At 42.2% G+C, this 19940-nt stretch carries 11 protein-coding genes; 5 read left to right on the top strand and 6 right to left on the bottom strand.

Features of this window, described 5'->3' with window-relative positions:
- The first annotated feature begins 1 nt into the window (after nucleotide 1).
- The 5 genes from argB to argA all read left to right on the top strand — a co-directional run bounded on the left by argB (nucleotide 2) and on the right by argA (nucleotide 5876).
- Nucleotides 2-817, top strand: a complete 816-nt coding sequence (argB, locus tag CXF81_RS15255; RefSeq protein ID WP_101182199.1) for an acetylglutamate kinase — start codon at nucleotides 2-4, stop codon at nucleotides 815-817.
- A gap of 70 nt (nucleotides 818-887) precedes the next feature.
- Nucleotides 888-1808: an ornithine carbamoyltransferase gene (locus tag CXF81_RS15250; RefSeq protein ID WP_101182198.1), complete on the top strand. Its 921-nt coding sequence runs from the start codon at nucleotides 888-890 to the stop codon at nucleotides 1806-1808.
- A gap of 92 nt (nucleotides 1809-1900) precedes the next feature.
- Nucleotides 1901-3121, top strand: a complete 1221-nt coding sequence (locus tag CXF81_RS15245) for an argininosuccinate synthase (protein ID WP_101182197.1) — start codon at nucleotides 1901-1903, stop codon at nucleotides 3119-3121.
- Between the two features lie 9 nt (nucleotides 3122-3130).
- On the top strand, nucleotides 3131-4516 hold the full coding sequence (argH, locus tag CXF81_RS15240) for an argininosuccinate lyase (protein WP_101182196.1): 1386 nt from the start codon (nucleotides 3131-3133) through the stop codon (nucleotides 4514-4516).
- 40 nt (nucleotides 4517-4556) lie between these two features.
- A complete protein-coding gene (argA, locus tag CXF81_RS15235; RefSeq protein ID WP_101182195.1) occupies nucleotides 4557-5876 on the top strand; it encodes an amino-acid N-acetyltransferase in 1320 nt (439 codons plus the stop codon).
- A gap of 67 nt (nucleotides 5877-5943) precedes the next feature.
- On the opposite strand, the gene CXF81_RS15230 is transcribed toward argA, so the two are convergent.
- The 6 genes from CXF81_RS15230 to CXF81_RS15205 form a co-directional block, all read right to left on the bottom strand.
- Nucleotides 5944-7395 (bottom strand): hypothetical protein, encoded by a 1452-nt coding sequence (locus tag CXF81_RS15230; protein WP_101182194.1) that lies wholly within the window; start codon nucleotides 7393-7395, stop codon nucleotides 5944-5946.
- A gap of 128 nt (nucleotides 7396-7523) precedes the next feature.
- Nucleotides 7524-10613 (bottom strand): efflux RND transporter permease subunit, encoded by a 3090-nt coding sequence (locus tag CXF81_RS15225; RefSeq protein ID WP_101182193.1) that lies wholly within the window; start codon nucleotides 10611-10613, stop codon nucleotides 7524-7526.
- Nucleotides 10610-13927, bottom strand: coding sequence for an efflux RND transporter permease subunit (locus CXF81_RS15220; RefSeq protein ID WP_101182192.1), 3318 nt, complete (start codon nucleotides 13925-13927; stop codon nucleotides 10610-10612). The genes CXF81_RS15225 and CXF81_RS15220 overlap by 4 nt, the downstream gene beginning before the upstream one ends.
- Before the next feature lie 87 nt (nucleotides 13928-14014).
- A complete protein-coding gene (locus tag CXF81_RS15215; protein WP_101182191.1) occupies nucleotides 14015-15088 on the bottom strand; it encodes an efflux RND transporter periplasmic adaptor subunit in 1074 nt (357 codons plus the stop codon).
- Nucleotides 15089-15350: 262 nt separating this feature from the next.
- Entirely contained in the window at nucleotides 15351-17045 is a 1695-nt protein-coding gene (locus CXF81_RS15210; protein WP_101182190.1) for an NAD-dependent malic enzyme, read from the bottom strand.
- A 197-nt stretch (nucleotides 17046-17242) separates the two neighbouring features.
- A complete protein-coding gene (locus CXF81_RS15205; RefSeq protein WP_101182189.1) occupies nucleotides 17243-19918 on the bottom strand; it encodes a penicillin-binding protein 1A in 2676 nt (891 codons plus the stop codon).
- Nucleotides 19919-19940 lie beyond the last annotated feature (22 nt).

Raw genomic sequence — 19940 nt, 5'->3', positions numbered from 1 at the left:
CATGAATAATACGCAGCACTTACCCCAACACCACGTAAGCAATATTGTGTTGAAAGTCGGTGGAGACTTTTTTGAAGACGAGCAAGCACAAGCGAGTTTTTTTGCATCTGTCGCAACGCTGAAAAATCAAGGTCACAATGTGGCGATAGTGCATGGTGGTGGAGCGCAACTACAAACGCAACTAACCGCGCTTGGATTTAAAAGTGAAAAGCATGAAGGATTGCGCATATCGCCTGATGAGCAGATGCCAGCGGTTACCGGGGTTTTGGCCGGTACATTAAACAAAAAAATGGTTTGTATGGCTGCGCAGGCTGGTTTAACCGGCGTGGGGATTTCTTTAGCCGATGGTAATTTAGCGGTGTGCGAAGAAGTTGCGCCAATGTTGGGTGCCGTTGGCTACCCTCATCCGCGAAGTGCGAAATTATTGCACCAACTTATGCACGCTAATTTAACACCTATAATATGTTCAATTGGTAGTGATCTTAATGGTCGCTTATACAATGTTAATGCGGACCAAGCGGCTACTTGTATATCATCATTATTGTATGCAGACTTGTATCTTTTATCAGACGTTAGCGGTGTATTAGACGAAAATAAGCAACTAATTGCACATTTAGATGATAGCAAAATACAGCAATTAGTTCATAGTGGAGTCATTACTGACGGTATGATTGTAAAAGTGAAAGCAGCCCAAGAAGCGTCTAGAACACTGGGAAAGGCCGTCCAAATTGGTAGCTGGAATGATGTCAGTATATTAATCGATGAACTGCATAGAAATACGGGTACTACTATCACGTCGAGTGGCTCTTCATCGTAAAATGAATAACATCAACGAATAAAAAGTAAAATGAATAACATCAACGAATAAAAAGTAAAAGGAATAAGAGATGCAAGACCTACTCAGTTTTAGAGATTGGAATTCAACGTCAATGCACTCGCTACTAAAGCTTGCTGTCGAACTCAAAAAGACCCCTGAGAAATTTGGTCGACCATTAGAAGGGAAATCCATTGTTGCCATTTTTGAAAAACCTTCTTTGCGCACCCGAGTAAGTTTTGATATCGGTATTAATAAAATGGGTGGGCATATGGTTTATGTGGATAGCCAAGGCTCTCCATTGAAGGATCGGGAAGACCCAATTGATGTTGGCGCCAACCTAGCTTGCTGGGCCGATGCAATTGTGTCCCGGGTATATGAACACAAAACACTGGTAGACCTTGCCGCAGGTGCAAATATTCCGGTCATCAATGCATTATGCGACTTATACCATCCTTGCCAAGCGTTAGCTGACTATTTAGCCATGTTCGAAAAATTTGGCGAAGTGAAAGGTAAAACAATGGCTTATATAGGTGACGGTAACAACGTAACTCATTCATTGTTGATTGTGGGTGCGTTATTAGGTTGTCACCAAACTGTTATTACGCCAAAAGGATTCGAAATAAACGCTAATATCGCTAAGCATGCCGCTAAATTAGCTTATGAAAACAACGTTAGCTTAACCATTGCGAATGATATTAACGAATTAGGACAGGCTGACATTCTATATACAGACACTTGGCTATCGATGGGCGACAATACCCCTCTGGCAGAAATAAAAGATAAATTTGCAGTTTATCAGGTGAACGAAGCACTAATGCAAAAATCAGGCGCAAGTTATGTGATGCACTGCCAACCAGCTCACCGCGACTTAGAAATTAGCGGTAGCTTGATGGACAGTGAACAATCGTTGTTAATGCTGCAAGCTGAAAACCGCATGCATGCACAAAACGCAATTTTAGCGATGCTGGTTGGTAATGTCACATTAGATTAATATGACGAACTACACTAGATTAAACAGCACGACTACCTATTTAGACAACTGATCGAATAACCATCGGCTCATCAGTAATTAAGGATTTAAAAATGGCATTAACAGATAACAAAAGCGCAATAAAGAAAGTCGTACTGGCCTACTCAGGCGGACTCGACACCTCAGCAATTATGCCTTGGCTTAAAGAAAACTACGATTGTGAAGTTGTCGCTTTTGCAGCTGATGTTGGTCAGGGTGATGACGAACTTGAAGGGTTATATGACAAAGCGATGGCATCAGGTGCAAGTGAGTGTCATATCGTTGATCTGAAAGAAGAGTTTGTGCGTGATTTCATCTACCCGACCATCACCACGGGTGCCGTTTATGAGGGCGAATATTTATTAGGCACCTCAATGGCTCGCCCTGTTATAGCCAAAGCACAGGTTGATATTGCGCGCAAAGTAGGCGCTGATGCTTTGAGCCATGGTTGCACCGGCAAAGGTAACGACCAAGTCAGATTTGAAGGTGCTTTCGCCGCACTAGCGCCTGATTTACAAGTGATTGCCCCGTGGCGCGAATGGGACATGGTCTCGCGTGAAGATTTACTCGATTATTTAGCGAGTCGAAATATTCCAACGTCCTCCTCAGCAACTAAAATATACAGCCGTGATGCAAACGCATGGCATATCTCTCACGAAGGCGGTGAGCTTGAAGATCCATGGTCCGAGCCGAGCAAACAAGTGTGGACGATGACCACCGATCCCGAGGATGCACCAGACAAAGCTGAACGCATCTCCCTTGTATTTGATGAAGGTCGACTAACGCATGTCAATGGCAACGCATTATCGCCTTATCAAGCATTAGTGGCGCTTAACCAACTTGCTGCTCCACATGGTGTTGGTCGTATAGATATTGTTGAAAACAGACTGGTAGGCATGAAGTCACGTGGTTGCTATGAAACTCCTGGCGGCTCGGTAATGATGAAAGCTTACAAAGCACTAGAATGTCTTGTTTTGGACAAGTCAGCATTAAAATTCAGAGAACAACTTGCCCTCGAATTTGCACATGTAATGTACGATGGACGCTGGTTTACAGCGCTAAATGACGCTTTATTAGCCAGCGCGGCAAGCTTCGCAAAATTGGTTACTGGCGAAATAGTCGTGAAGTTATACAAAGGCCAAGCGACGGTCGTGCAGCGTCAATCACCAAACAGCCTATATTCGGAAGACTTTGCCACCTTTGGCGCAGATGACGTTTATAATCAAAGTCATGCTGAAGGTTTTATCAGATTGTTTAGTCTATCGAGCAGAATTAAAGCATTAAAACAAAAATAAGGAAGCATCATGGCATTATGGGGTGGGCGCTTTCAGTCCGGCAGTAGCGATATGTTTAAGCAAGTTAATGATTCATTGCCGTTCGATTATGTCATGGCGGTTGAAGATATTTTGGGCTCTATTGTTTGGTCTCGTGCGCTAAAAGAAGCTGGCGTGTTGAGCGAAAATGAGCAACTTCAGCTCGAAAATTCACTAAACGCATTGAGAAAGCAAGCAGAAGAAGGCACTCTTGATTTTGCTAACTCGCCTGAAGAAGATATTCATAGTTTTGTAGAGGCGACCTTAACAGCTGAATTAGGTGATGTTGCCAGAAAGCTACATACCGGTCGCAGCAGAAACGATCAAGTGGCGACTGATTTTCGCTTATGGTGTCGTTCACACTTAACGTCACTGAGAGACGATTGCCTAAATGTAATAGGTGCGCTGTTAAAAGCAGCGACTCGCCACCAAGATGCCATTCTTCCAGGCTATACACATTTGCAACGCGCACAACCTGTGTATTTTGCACATTGGTGTCTGGCCTATGTCGAAATGTTAAAACGTGACGTCAGTCGAATTGAAGACTTACAAAAGCGTTTAAATCAATGTCCTTTAGGCTCTGGTGCATTAGCAGGAACCACATTCCCGGTTGATCGTCATAAGATCGCAGCAGAGTTAGGTTTTGAATCTCCTTGTTTAAACAGTTTAGACGCTGTTTCCGACCGTGATTTTGTGCTCGAACTCCTTTTCAACGCCAGCACAAGCATGATGCATTTGTCACGCATGAGCGAAGACTTAATATTCTATAACAGTGGCGAAGCTGGTTTTTTACAATTGGGGGATTCCGTTACATCGGGTTCGTCACTCATGCCACAAAAAAAGAATCCAGACGCACTTGAACTGATGCGCGGCAAATGTGGCCGCGTATTTGGTAATTTACAAGGCCTACTAGTTACCATGAAAGGCTTACCACTGGCATACAACAAAGACATGCAAGAAGATAAAGAAGGAGCGATAGACAGTGTCAATCAATGGCATATTTGTTTATGTATTGCAGTGGAAGTGCTCGATACGTTGTCGTTAAACGAAGAAAGGTGTCGAGCAGCCGCTCAGCAGGGCTATGCGAACGCAACGGAATTAGCCGATTATCTAGTGGCAAAAGGTATCCCGTTTAGAACTGCACATGATATTTCCGGACAGGCTGTGGTAATGGCAATATCAAAAGGCAAAGCGCTCGAAGAATTAAGTATTTCGGAGTTGCAAACAATAAACGATAAGATTGAAAACGATGTCTATCCTATGCTGGAATTAGAGTCAGTTTTAAATAAACGTAATGTACTTGGTGGCACTAACAAAGAGTTAGTTACCAAAGCATTATATATCGAACTAGAAAAACTCGACCAGCTCTTGGGGTAGCCAATGAGCCTGCTTATTGTTGATGTGAAGAGAGATTAAGATGGCATTGTCTGATTCGGAAAGTATTCGTCTATTTAGGAGTTCTGCTCCCTATATCAACGCGCATCGTGGTAAAACCTTTGTGATCATGTTTGGTGGCGAAGCGATTGAGGATCCTAATTTTCCTAGGATAATCCAAGACATCGCACTGCTTAACAGCCTAGGTGTCAGACTTATTCTGGTGCATGGCGCTCGACCACAAATTGATCAGCGCCTCAAACTTCGTAATAAAGAATCGAAGTTTAAGAACAATATCAGGATTACCGATAAAGAAACCTTAGAATGTGTCAAAGACGCGGCAGGTTCGCTGCGCAGTCAAATTGAAGCTTTACTTACCATGGGTTTGCCTAATTCACCCATGCACGGTTCGCAAATTAGAGTCTGTTCAGGAAATTTAGTGGTTGCTAGACCTTTAGGTGTAAAGGAAGGCGTCGACTTTGAAAATACGGGCCTAGTTCGCCGTGTCGACGTGCAAGGCATCAACGATCACCTCTCCGATGGCTCAATTGTATTGCTTTCACCTATGGGATATTCACCCACCGGCGAAATTTTCAACTTATCCCATGAAGACGTTGCCACGCAGGCTGCTATTGCAATGAAAGCGGACAAAATTATCACGCTCTCAGAACGCGACGGTATTTTTGATAAAGCAGGTGAGTTGTTAAGAACAACTGAATTAAATCTGATCAAGAAAGAGTTAGCAGCTAACAATATTGACGCTGAAACAACCTGCTTAACAGCCATGATAAGCTCTGTTGAAGCTGGGGTATCGCGAGCACATTGTGTCAATTATCACACTGATGGCGTGTTACTGAGAGAGTTATTTACGCGTGATGGAGCAGGTTCACTTGTATTGCAAAACCACTATGAACAGCTTAGAACAGCGACGATAGACGATGTTGGAGGCATCTTGAAGCTAATCAAACCATTAGAAGAAAGCGGTGCTTTAGTAAAACGCTCACGTGAACGATTAGAAAATGAAATTGGCCTATTTACCGTTATTGTTCGAGATGGGATGATTATCGCCTGTGCTGCTTTATATATGTATAGAAACGACGCTTGTGGAGAGTTGGCCTGCGTTGCAACACATCACGATTATAGAGGCGGAAACAGAGGCGAGCGCCTGCTTGATGAAATTCGTAAAAAATCTATTTTAGGTGGCCTAGAGCGTATTTTTGTTCTAACCACCGTCACTGGTCATTGGTTTTTAGAACAAGGCTTCGAAGAAAAAACGATTGAAGCATTACCCTCAGCTAAACAGGAAATGTATAACTTTACGCGTAACAGTAAGGTTTTTATGTTGTCACTCTTTGTCAACTAAAAGAGTGCACAACAAACGTGAACTTGCCATGAGTTAATCCAACGCGGTGATGCTCTGCGTCATTCTTTTACACTTTTTTCCATAAGTTTTGCAGTTTCTTATATCCAAAAAATCCATAAGGATTCCAATAACTTGGAATAATATCGAGTTCTTTACGCTCTTCAAAATTTGACGCCAGCTTGCGCAGTATTTCTTGTAAACGAGCAGGACTAATTTTTTCTAGCTTCTTTTTTGTTGTGGAAAAGTAAAGATTACTTTTCTTGTCGATAGAAACTATCTGACCGGAGGCAATAAAAGTCAAATTACGCGTTGCTATTCGACATGTCGGTACAAAAGGATCTTTAGGATTGAGTCCCGTCACTATGGCGTATTCGTAACGATCTATACTTTTATTATCATCGTCTTTAGGAATATAGGTAATGCCATAACCTTGGGGGAAATGTCCTACTATCGCGAGTAAGCTATCTGCTACTACTTTACTAATACTCTCTCGCTCAGCTGCTTTACCTACTATTAGCATCGCTTTGGGCAGATCAAAAAAGTTGTGATTTTGTTTAGAAGAAAAAATTATAGACGCATAAATTTGTGGCGCTTTGATTAAATTCCCCACGACCAATTTAGGTTTAAGCGCACTAATTAAAAGCGTGCGAATGAAATTCAGACGCTTTTTTTGGTCTTGAACAAATTCTGTTCTTTGTGCTTTGCAATTCCCTACATATCTCTCCATACCCAAACCATAGGTAATAAAGTTTAGTGTCTGCTCATGGTTTATTTTAAGTAAAGTTAGTCGCTCTTCTTTGTCCAGTAGCCTAAATTCGTCGAGTGTTCCATCTTCGCCCTTTAAAATAATCTGTGCGTCGGGGTGCAATGATCCGATATCTTGAAATAGCGCGGCCATGATGACAGGAATAGCGACTTGGTGTTGATAAAGAGTTAAACCACTTTCTTTTTCTGGATAACGCAGGTTAGCCTGATAGCGTTCGTTGATATATTGATTATTGATTTGGCCACTTTTTAGCAGTTTATCTAGCAATCTAACTGCCAATACTCCCCTATAGGCAGGTTTTAATCTTTGGTTTTTATGCGCAATTTTTACGCCTTCGCTGGGAGAAAGTAATTGCAAAGTACCTAATAGTTTTGCGCTGTTAACCTGCGTCTTTTGCCAATTTTCTGCTTCACAAAGCACGAGTAAAGTAGAACATATGTCCAATACGTTTTGCAATCTTAGGATACGCATGTCTTCTTGGCGAGCATCGTCTTTGTCTAAAGCGCGCCGAGCAACATAAAGCTTTTTAACGATTATGTCCTTATCCTTTGCAACTGCTACTTGCAAAGAATCTTCCAGAGATTTTATCTTTCTTTGTTGTTCTAGGTTGACCTGCTTATGTATGTCTACATTTTCAAAGAAAAGCCGCGCTTGTTCGAATAGGGAGTCTTTTTGTGCTGTGCTACTTTGGATGCTCCTAACCAAATTAGAAACCGATTTAGTATAGGAAGATTCACCCATGGGGCCATGCATAAATGTTACCTAATATTGGCAGTTGTATATTAAAGGCGAGTATAGTCTAATTTTTACTTCCAATAAGGTATGCTTAATCACTGTTTGCATGTGAAATTCATACTTAACAGGTGAGCCATCTGAGTAAGTTAACTCGGCATTTTCTTATCCGCAAATGCTTTGGCCTGGCCAAAACGCTGGCTTGACCGTTCACCGAACTTGACCAGCATCAAATAGCAAAATGGAACCAAAAACAAACTAGTAAAAGTTGAAAACAATAGGCCACCGATAATGGCGACAGCCATTGGGTAAGTTTGGGTATCATTGGCAGCGAACGTTAACGGAACCATACCTATTATAGTTGTCGCTACCGTCATAAAAATCGGCCTAATTCGGCTCACACACGCGTCTACAATTGGCGTAATGAGTGTTGCTGAATCGGTTTTCAACTTATTAATCTGGTCAATTAGTACAATGCCGTTATTCACCACTATACCCATTAAAATCAACATGCCGATCATGCCAGTTTCACCCAAACCCATTCCCATTATCGCGAAGGTCCAATACACCCCAATAAAGGCTAAGCCGATAGACGATAATATAGCGATCGGCATTAACAATGATTCAAACAACGCCGCCATCACGATAAAAATAAGCGCTAAGGCGAGCATCATATTTATCAACATGTCTTTTGCCGCTTCTCTATCTTCAGTAAACTGGCGCCCTAAGTTCCAATCATAACCCGAAGGCAAGGCAACATTATCCATTACCTCTTTGATTTTTTCGGCAGCTTGAGTACGGCTGATATCAGCAAGGTTAATGGAAATACCTAATGCCGTTCTTCGTTGCACGCGCTTGATCTGTCGCGTAATGGGCTGTGTGTCGAAGACTACAAGTTGTTGTAAGGTAATAATGCGTCCATTACTTTCATAAATAGGTAATTGCTTGATGCGCTCCATAGGTACCGCTTGTTCAGGATGGTAAACCAACCGGATATCAACTTCTCCTAACGTCGCATCGCGAAAAGAACGCAGATTGATACCCCGCAGTGAGTTTGCAATACGCATCGCAATATCTTGGGTGTTTAACCCTAAGCGCGACACTATTTCGCGATCGATACGCAATACCAATTCCATATCTTGATTTTCATCATCAATACCGACCTCAGAAAAACCCTCTACATCACTCAGTCGACTGATAACGGATCCGCTTATTTCCAATAAGCGTTTTGTAGAACTACCGTTTAACGTCATCTTAACCAGTTTTTGCTTTTGTTCAGAGCGCTCAAATGAGGGTTTCGCAATCGCAGTTTCAGGGAATCCTTGTTTAATTTGTTCTTTTAAATCATTAAAAGGTATTGAGTAACCCTCGTTTAGTTTCACACGAGACATTGCATAGTTTGAAAAAATCCGACTATTCACCTGGGTAAATTCAAAGGCTTCCTGGTTGTCATATAAGTATTGCTCCATTTGATCCACTAAAAGACTGACATCCGCTAATTTTTGTTGACCTTGAATATGGTAAACAATAATGACTTCTGTCTCCCCTTTGCCCATCACACTATTGGCATTGACTAATTGTTTGGTGAAAAAACCACTAATACAGAGCAAAAAAATGAACGCACCGGTGGCTTTTGGGTATGTCAGTATTCTGATAAGATTTGGACGGTACCATCTGTCTAAACGTCCTTGTGTCACGACCCCTGATAACGCAGTTTGGTCTATCCGACTTAGCATTAATGGAATAACCGTTTTGGAAATAATTAATGAAGCAAACAAAGGTAAACATATGGCGACTGCTATTTGTTCAACCAGGATGGTAATAAAGTTTTTTTCGCCAAGCACTAAGGGCATAAAAACGATGGTAGTGGTCAATGTGCCACTGATTATCGCAATACTGACATTATCAACGCCTTTGAGAACTCTTCCTATGGCGCTTAATGACTTATCTTTTTGCTGAAGAATACTTTCACAAATAACCACCGAGTTATCAATCAATAAACCCACGGCAATAAACAGTCCAGCAAGTGTCAGCATGTTTAAGCTGTAACCCATAAAGTACATGCCAGCTAGGGCAAAACTTAATGACATAGGGACAGAGGCGACTACCACCAACGTGATCTGAATATTACGCAAAAAGATAAACAGAACGATAAAAGACAACACAATACCGAGCCCACCTGCACTCAGTAAACCACCCAATGATTGTTGAATTTCTTCACCGCTATTGTCTTCAATACCGATCGTAATACCTTCAAAGTCATCCTCTAGACGCAATGCTTCAACGAAGGCAACAATGCTATTGGTCACATCAATCACATTTGAATCCGACTCTTTAAACACTTCTATGCCGACGGATTTTTTTCTGTCCGTTCGAATTTCACTGTCTCGGGGTGGCGTCACTAATCCAACCGTTGCTACTTCGCTTAATTTTACCCCGGCTCTAACCTGGAAGTTTTGGATATCTGCCAAACTCTGATATTGGCCGTCAGGTGACACTCTAAATTTGCGACCCGCATTGAGAATAGATCCGGATTTGACTAAAAAATTACTGGCTCTTAAATCACGCAATAATGTAGCTTGATCCACCCGGTTCATGGATAACTGAGTGCTATCTAGCTGAATTTCAATATAAGGTTTAATCACGCCCCGCATTTCAACTTGACCAACACCTTCTAGGCGTTCTAGTGGTTGTCGTAGTCTTTGGTCCAAAAAATCATAAGCTTGAGATAAATTTTTATCACCTGACAAGACTAAGCTGATGACAGGCAGGTCTTGGGTCGAAAACTTTTGCACCAAGACTCTTTCCACATCATCAGGTAGAAGGTATCGCACCGTGTCGACTTTTTCTCGTACTTCTAATATTTTGCTATCCAAATCCGTACCAAGATCCATAAAGACTTGAATAGATGCTCTGTCTGCGCGGCTAGTAGAACGCATTTCGGTAATTCCGCCTAAAGTCGATACCGCTTCTTCGATTGGACGGGTTATCAATCGTTCAACTTCTTCTGGGGTTGCACCATTGTAGGGCACATTAATAAATGCTATCGGAATATTGAGTGCCGGCCAGCTTTCTTGTGGCAACAACTTACTCGAAATAAGCCCAGTCACAAAAAGCGACATTATTAACATACCCGTGGTGACAGGTCGCTTTATGGCTAAGGCCGTTAACCAAACTGTGGCCGGCAAGTCTGCTAATTTTTGCGTAAATCGGTTGTTATGAAAATTGGGGGCTGTCATATTTTCGCCTCAATTGTTTTATCAGGGAAATTGCCAGGACCATCGCTTTCAACAGCTTCATTGGGCAGTTCGTCACTTTCTATTTGATAGTTTTTTCTATCTAATAAACTGTATAACACTGGAATTAGTAACAGTGTTAGTAAGGTTGCAAGCAGCAAACCACTCATGACCGTAATCGCCAAAGGAGCGCGCAACTCGGCGCCTTCGCCACTGCTGAACGCTAGGGGAGCTAAACCCAATATTGTGGTTAAGGAGGTCATGATAATCGGTCGAAAACGAGAACTACTGGCTTCTATAATTGCAGCCGTTTTTTCAACTCCGCAGTGGCGTAGCTGGTTAATTCGATCAACTAACACAATGGCATTATTCACCACTATTCCAGTAAGCATAATAACCCCGATGAGCACAATCACACTTATGTTGGTGCCGGTTACAAACAAGCCTAATACAGATCCTAATACGGCAAGGGGGATCGAAAACAAAATAATAAACGGATTTAATAATGACTCAAATTGTGATGCCATCACTAAGTAAACCAAAAATATAGCCAAAGCCAAGGCCATCATTAATGAAGAAAAGGAACGATTCATTTCTTCATTTTGCCCAGCAACGGTGGCTTTTATGTTAAGCGGCAAATACAAATCGCCGACTAAATTTTCTGCCTTTTGGGCTGCCTCTGATAAATCACCAAAAGCCAAAGAGGCTGAAATAATGGCCACACGACTCTGGCCAATACGGTTAATTTCATTCGGTCCAATACTTTCAGTTATGTCCGCGACTGCCGACAACGGCAACGACCTACTTTGCTCCGAATTGATGGTTAATTGGCGAATAGCTTGTACCGAACTTCTAGCACTTTCATCGGCGCGCACTAAAATATCAACTTGTCGGTCTTGCAGGTTATATTTGCTGGCAACTGAGCCCGCAATTTTAGTCACCAACTGCTCAGCAATATCTGCTCCCCTTAGCTCCAGACTGGCCAAGCGCTGATTATCAAAGCTTATGTTTAGTTCAGGTTGTCCTGCTCGTAAACTGTTGTTTAAATCAATAAACTGCTTGTCTAGCGACAGCTTTTGCATAAGTTGATCACTATATTTTTTGAGGGCAACCAGGTCGTATCCGGATAAAATAATTTGCAGAGGCCGCTCTGTAGTGAACATATCTACTTGCGCTATTTCAGCACTAACATCGGCCATTTGTGCAACTTTATCCCTGACCACAGATTTCACCGCATCAACGTCTTCACTGTTATTCACTGCGACCAATAATTGGCCCCAGTTTTCACCCCCTTTGCTGGCGGAACTCATCATCAAACTGCCACTTCCAGCGAGGGAATAGCTGTGCTTGACGCGCTTATCGTTGGCAATCGTTGCCGCGAGTTCTGTTAGTCTCGTATCCGTCACCGAGATAGGTGTGCCTTGGGGCAAGGTTAACTCAATGGTGAATTGAGCTTTTTCTACTTCGGGCACTAATTCAACCGCGATTTTGGGTAATAGACTCAGCACTGCAATGGCAAAAATCACACTACAGGCAATTAAGACAAGTCGATGTTGCAGTGTGGATTTTAGTAATCTTGAATAAGCTAGGGCTATTTTTTCAAAATAAAAACTAAATATTTTATGTGCGGGCTTAAAAACCAAAGTCATGATTTTGGTGATCAGGTTGGTCAACAGTAATACCGCTTTTGTTATCAACATCGGCAAATAATTAAAAATTAGTACAAAGGGGAATGCCGCAACTTTAGCTATTATATTGAGGCTTTTTTTAGCCGTGCTAGCCGGTACCTTTTGTGTTTTTTCATCTGCTAAAACAAGACCATTATCAGTTGTAATTTTACGCTTATCGAATTGACGGGAGGCCAACATTGGAATTAATGTTAATGCCACCGCTAACGAAGCAAGTAAGGCAAAAGTCACGGTGATGGCCTGGTCACTGAATAATTGCCCTGCGAATCCGGTGACAAAGGCCAAAGGGAAAAAGACAGCTAATGTGGTCAGCGTGGACGCGGTTACAGCGCCAGAAACTTCATCGGTGCCGCGCACCGCCGCTTCCATAATACTCGCCCCTTTTTCTCGGTATCGTGCAATATTCTCAAGCACCACGATGGCGTTATCCACCAATAAACCGACCGCTAACGCAATGCCGCCTAATGACATAATATTAAGGCTGATATCATTAGCAAACATCAGGTTAAAAGTGGCAATAATCGAAACAGGTATGGCCAATGAAATGATAATAGTATTGAAAAAATTACCTAAGAATAAATATAAAATCAGCATAGCGAGTAATCCGCCTAAAATGGCAGCACTTTTTACTTCATCCACCGCATTCACAATAAATTCAGACTGATCGTAAATTACTGTAAAAGTGAGCTCTTCAGGTAAGGTCTTTACAAGCTCGGCTAATTTCGCATTCACCGCTTTTGCTACGGTTACCGTATTAGCGTCACCTTCTTTATAAATTGCCAATTCGATGGCTTCATTATTATTAACTCGAGTGATACCGGTACGTTCTTTCTCGCCATCAATTACGCTTGCAATGTCTTTTAGATAAATGGTTTTGCCATCGACCTGTTTAATAATCATATTGCCGAGCTGATCTAACGAAACAAATTGATTAACCGTGCGCACCAAGTATTCTTGCTGACCATCGTATACACGCCCTGCCGACATATTGATATTTTCACTCTGAATTCGAGCAACAATACTCTGCGCCGTGATCCCTCTGCGTGCTGCTTTTTGTTGGTCGAAAACAACTTGAATTTCTTGCTCTAAACCACCGCCAAGTTGCGCTGCTGCGACACCTGAAATAGTTTCAATTTGACGTTTTATTTCTTGTTCAGCAAAGGTGCGTATTTCTTTTAATGCACGAGGATGGGTATTCTCAGTGGATAAACCTAAGCGAATAATAGGGTCTAGTGCTGGGTTAAAACGCAATATAACGGGTTTATTAATATCGATAGGTAGCGCAATGATATCCAACTTTTCACGCACATTTTGGATCGCGAAATTCATGGCCGTACCCCATTCAAACTCAATAATAACGTCCGATTGCCCGGCTTTTGAGATGGAATGTACTTTGCGAATGCCTTTGACAACGCCTACCGATTCTTCGATAGGTTTGCTGATCAATTGTTCTATTTCAGCAGGAGCCGCACCAGGATTTTCTGTTCGGATTGTTAGTGTGGGATAAGACAGATCGGGTAATAAAGACACCGACAAACGCGAAAAACCAACCATACCAAATAACATCACTGCGAGGGTAAACATCGCGACTGTTACCGGGCGCCTAACCACCGTACTAACAATACTCATAAAAAAGATCCTTTTGCGGCACAATTATTAAGACACGCGATTTAAAGACACGCGATTAAGTAACAAGTAACTGAGTAGCAACATCAACTAATTTTGTGTCAACGCGTCGTCGCTGGTATCTTGCCCCAAAATTTGCACATCACTATCAATTTTTAAGCCTTGTTGACCAACAATCACTATTGGCTCTTGTGCATTTAATGGGGTTAAAATCTCAACATAACCGTCCTGTTCAAAACCAGTTTCTACAACAATTTTCTTTGCTTTATTGTCTTTTACTACAAATAAACTGGTTTCAGTGTCGGTCACACGCAAGGCTTTTTGAGGTACTAGTTGGGCATTATCGTGCACATCTAGGGTAAGAGACACTTTGGCAAACATGCCAGGCTTTAAACGATGATCATCATTGTTCACTTTCAAAGTCACTTTGAAAGTGCCTGTCTCAGTATCAATAATCGGAGATATTAAAACCACCGAGGCTGGAATAACTAGAGCGGTAGATGGAAAATCTAAATAAGCTTGTTGGTCGATATGTACGTTATTTATTTCAGCTTCTGGCAAATAGACAACGCCTTGCAGGCTATCAAGCGCCACTATCATAAACATTTCACTGCCCACTTGGGCCGTCATGTTGCCCTCCTTTACCATTCTTTGTGCGATAACACCGGATATCGGTGCACGCACTTTGGAGTCACGAACTTGGATGGCGGCTACTTTTTGTTGGTTTGTTCGCGTTTTAACTAAGAATTCAAGTTTTTCAAAGTCTTTTGCCGCGATAAGCTGTTTGCCGTTAACTGGCTTACTGCGATTAAACTCTGCCACTGCTGAATTAAGATCGATAGTGGTGCGTTCTAGTTCTAATAAATAATTTTCGGAATCAATTTCGGCTAAGATTTGTCCTTTTTTTACAGACATTCCTACTTCAACCAAAATCGTGTCAATCATGCCACTGACTTTATTCGTGACTTTACTCTCCGCTCTGGCTTCAAGTATAGCGGTTGTTCGATAAGTGTTAGATATCGTTCTATTTTCAACGAGCGTTGTTTCAACAGGAACTTTATATACTTGCTCCTTGACCTTTTCTTCCTGCGCTGGGTTTGGAGTGCAAGCGGCTAATGTAGCAACTAACAATAATAGCAAAGTAGATGGTGTTTTCAGGCTCATAGCAATCCACTGATTTAAGATTTGTGGCTATATTATCCGCATTAGGAAATGAGATACAAATAGCTTCTGTTCTTAATTGTAACTACTCGTGACCAAGAATAAATATCGACAAGATTAACGCGGTAGATTGACAGTGCTTTCTATTGGGGAAGACGAGGCGGTGAGAAGGTTACAGGCTGTTTTTAATGGACTCAATAAGATTAATCAAAAATGCCTGTTTGCAATTGACACAAACAGGCATAAAAAGGTAACAGCGATTTAATTAAAGGCTGACACGCTTGTATGAGCGATATTCTGGTTTCCAAAAGTTACTTTCAATACGTTGCTCTAACATTTCGTCTGGAATAGGCAGTGCAAGCCCTTGCCCCATTGCTACTTTCGCCACTGCAAATGCGATTTTTCTACTCAAATTTCCAATTTCAGTCAGCGGTGGCAGCAATTCGCCATTAGGATCAGTCACCATCGGCGAAGCATCGGCGAGTGCGTTGCTTGCTGCCATTAGCATTTCATCACTAATTAGGCGCGCTTTAGCGGCAATAACGCCCAAACCTATGCCAGGGAATATATAACTATTATTACATTGGACAATTGCATAAACCTTATCTTTGTACTCGACAGGCTTAAAGGGACTTCCGGTAGCAATCACTACATTACCGTCAGTCCATTCAATTACTTGTTCAGGTCTTGCTTCAACCTGACGAGACGGGTTACTCAGTGGGAAGATAATGGGTTTTTCACTATTTTGCGCCATGGTCCTTATCACTTGCTCATTAAATAAGCCTGGTTGACCTGAGACGCCAATCAAGACATCGGGTTTTGCACAATGAATAACGTCTAATAGAGACGCATATTCTCCACTGTACGACCAATTTTGTAGCGCTTCTTTGGGTTGCTGTAATGCTTGTTGGAAATCGCGTAAGTCTTGCATACCCTCCGTCAGCAAGCCAAAACGGTCAATCATAAACACCTGTTTACGGGCTTCTTTATCGCTTAAACCTTCAAAAATCATTTGCTGAATAAGCATTTCAGCAATGCCACAGCCAGCCGACCCTGAGCCCACAAAAGCGATGTTCATATACGATAACTTAGCACCACGAACTCGACACGCAGCTAAAATAGTGCCCAGCGTCACTGCCGCAGTGCCTTGAATATCGTCATTGAAGCAGCATATTTCTTCACGATACTTCTTCAATAAAGGCATTGCATTTGGCTGTGCAAAATCTTCAAACTGGATCATCACTTCAGGCCAACGTCTGCGCGCAGCACAGATAAACATATCCACAAACTCATAGTATTGTTCTTGATTTATTCTTTCATGCCGAGCACCCATATACATTGGATCGTTGAGTAATTTTTCGTTGTTGGTTCCAACGTCTAACATTACAGGTAATGTATACGCGGGACTGATGCCACCGCACGCTGTGTATAATGAGAGTTTACCAATTGGAATACCCATGCCTCCAATACCTTGATCACCTAAGCCAAGAATCCGCTCACCGTCAGTCACCACAATGACTTTCACTTTGCGTTTGGTTGCGTTGCGTAAAATATCATCCATCAAATAACGCTCTTCATAACTAATAAATAAGCCTCGCGAGCTGCGATAGATATCCGAGAAACTCTCACATGCATCACCGACAGTAGGCGTATAGATAATGGGCATCATTTCTTCAATATGGGCTTGCAGGAGTCGATAAAACAAAGTTTCGTTATTATCTTGAATTGCGCGTAAATAAATGTGCTTATTCAACGGGTTCTCGAACCCTTTGTATTGTTTATAAGCTCTGCTGACCTGCTCTTCAATAGTTTCGTATCGGGGCGGCAGTAAGCCCAGTAAATTAAAATTTTTACGCTCTTTTTCGGTAAATGCGCTACCTTTATTTAATAGAGGTGTCTCAAGTAAAGAAGGCCCTGAATGCGGAATATATAGGTGATTGTGCTGACTGTTGTCGCTCATTCGTGAATTCTCTTTTATGCATGATATGTTAGTTAGTTATTGTTGGGCTGTTTATTACGTTCATATTACGTTCTTTTTACGTTCTTTTTATTTTTACGTTGCGTCTCTTAGCCTTCCACAATACACAAGATCGTTGAAGGTTAAGAGGCCTTAGTATAGAAGCTTGCTTACAAAAATCTGAACAAAAGCCAAAATAACTAAAAAATATCATCAATTTCAGGTGGCTCAGGGTTTTCATCATCAATTGGTAATGATAACTCATCATCTACTACATAAGTGGTTGGTTCAGTTCCAACTTCGAAATATTCGAACATTGCAGTGTGGTCGGTTCGTCGTGTTAATTTACCTGTTTTGAGATCAATTCTAACTCTAACAATGCCTTCTGGGATTTCTCTAGGCACTTGCGGCTGGTCTTTAAGTACCACTTGCATAAAACGTATCCAAGCGGGTTGAGCGCTCATGGCACCCGCTTCAGTGCCGATAAGTGCGTTACCAATCCAATTAAATTTTTCAGGATTTTTGTTTACTAGATTTTGATTCCGCGAAACTCGACCTAGTTGGCGCGATGCATCATCAAATCCAACCCACGTAGTTGCAACTAAACTGCCAGCAAAGCCACTAAACCAGGTATCTTTTGAATCATTCGACGTCCCTGTTTTACCCCCAATATCGTCACGTTGCAGCAGGTTTGTCGCACGCCAACCTGTGCCTAACCAAAATGTTTTCTTGTTCCAGTTACCATTCGCCTTAACAGCGGAGTGCATCATTTCGGTAACCAAAAATGCGGTTTGCGGACTAATGACTTGTTCTGCCGATTGTTTGACTTTCTTTTTCTGACTATTACGTCCTGATTTTTGACTGAACTGTGCCGCTAATCTGGCTTCAATATCAGATTCATCTACTGATTTTTCTGGTTCTGGTGAGTCATCATGGCATGGATTACAAGCATAAGCAGGTTCTGCTTGCCATATTAATTCCTCCAGATCATTCTCAATTCTCTCGATAAAATAAGGACGCACAGCAAAACCACCATTGGCGAGCACTGCAATGCCGGACACGACCTCTAAAGGCGTATGTGAACCTGAACCTAAGGAAAGAGTTTCATCGCGGGGTATGTCGTCTTTGTCAAATCCAAAACGCGAAATATAGTCCACTGTCTCATCTATGCCAACACCTCGTAGCAGACGAACTGACACTACGTTTTTTGACATTCCTAATGCGACACGCAAGCGTATTGGACCTTCGTAAACGGCAGGCGAATTCTGTGGACGCCATGCAACGCCAGACGAGCTATCCCATTGATTAATAGGCGCATCATTCATAATACTCGCAAGCGTATATCCATTTCCAATGGCGCTGGCATACACAAACGGTTTTATATTTGAACCCACTTGGCGCTTTGCCTGTGTCGCTCGGTTAAACTGGCTTTTGTAGAAGCTATACCCGCCTACCACAGCCCTTACAGCGCCGTTGTAAGGATCTAGCGCGACTAAGGCACCAGCCGCATCAGGCAGTTGTGCGAGTTGCCAAACAGCGTCTTGAGGTCGCTTTCGGATATATACCAACATACCTTTTTGAAGAATATCTGCCGCAACTTCAGGTTCATCTCCTTGTGTCTGATCGTCGATGTAGGCCCTTGCCCAATCCAGACCGTCCCAAACTAATTGAATGATTCGACCATCTGCGATAATGACATCAACCGATTTTTCTTGCATCGCTATAACTACCGCAGGCAACAGCGGATCTATTTCTTCAACGCTATCCAGATATGCGGTGACTTTCTCAATAGACCAAGCATTTTTATTGATATGAGGAGGCATTTCTACTGGCCTAGTATTGCCTTGTTCTAAACCATCAACAACCGCGACCGGCTTAACAACTGCAGGCATAACTGGTTCCCAAAGTTGCGCCAAAGGTCCTCTAAATCCATGCCTTTCGTCATAATCATGCAAGTTCTGTATAACTGCTTCTTGGGCTGCCTTTTGCATATCATAAGTTGCCGTCGCAAAAACATTAAAGCCACTCGTTTCGGCTATTTCTTTGCCGTAGATTTCAACCATTTCGTTATAAATAAGGTCAGCTAAATAAGGCGCATCAAGTCCAAGTTCTGCACCGTGTTTCTTGGCTGTTACGGGAGCTTGGGAGGCTTCATCGAACTGTTGCCGGTCAATATAACCTTCATCTAACATGCGCAATAAAACGATACGTCGGCGCTCTTTTGAGCGCTCGGGTCGGCTTATTGGGTTAAGCACTGACGGGGCTTGCGGTAATCCAGCTAACGTGGCAAGTTGAGCAAGATCCAACTGCTTTAAATTTTTTCCATAATACACTTGTGCAGCTGCGCCAAAACCAAAAGCCCGGTGGCCTAGCTCAACCTTATTTAGATATAGCTCAAGAATTTCATCTTTGCTTAATTCTTGCTCCATATGCAATGCAATAAACAATTCCCTGATTTTACGACTAAACTTCTTTTCTTTGGTCAAAAAGAAACCACGCGCCATTTGCATGGTCAAGGTGCTAGCTCCCTGCCCCATCTCGCCAGTGGTAATCAAGTTTAAAAAGGCACGACCAACACCAATAGGATCTACCCCAATGTGGCTGTAGAAGCGGCTATCCTCAGTTGCTATAAGTGCCTGTACCAATGTCTCGGGGACTTCATCGAGAGAAACCGGTATTCTTCTTTTTACCCCATATTGGGATATCAGTTTACCGTCTAGGGTAAATATACGCATAGGGGTTTGTAACTTGACCTCTCTCAAAATTTCCACACTTGGAAGCCCGGGTTTGAGATAAAAATACATACCTATGATGCTAATGACCGCTAGGAAAAAACCTAATCCGCTCAGTAACATGAGTTTCTTTATTAACTTCACTGTGCTGGTTTCACTTTTATTT

Source organism: Glaciecola sp. 33A (assembly GCF_002836745.1).
Classification (GTDB): Bacteria; Pseudomonadota; Gammaproteobacteria; order Enterobacterales; family Alteromonadaceae; genus Glaciecola.
Note: the sequence above shows the minus strand (reverse complement) of the source record. Positions and strands in the feature narration are given on the sequence as shown.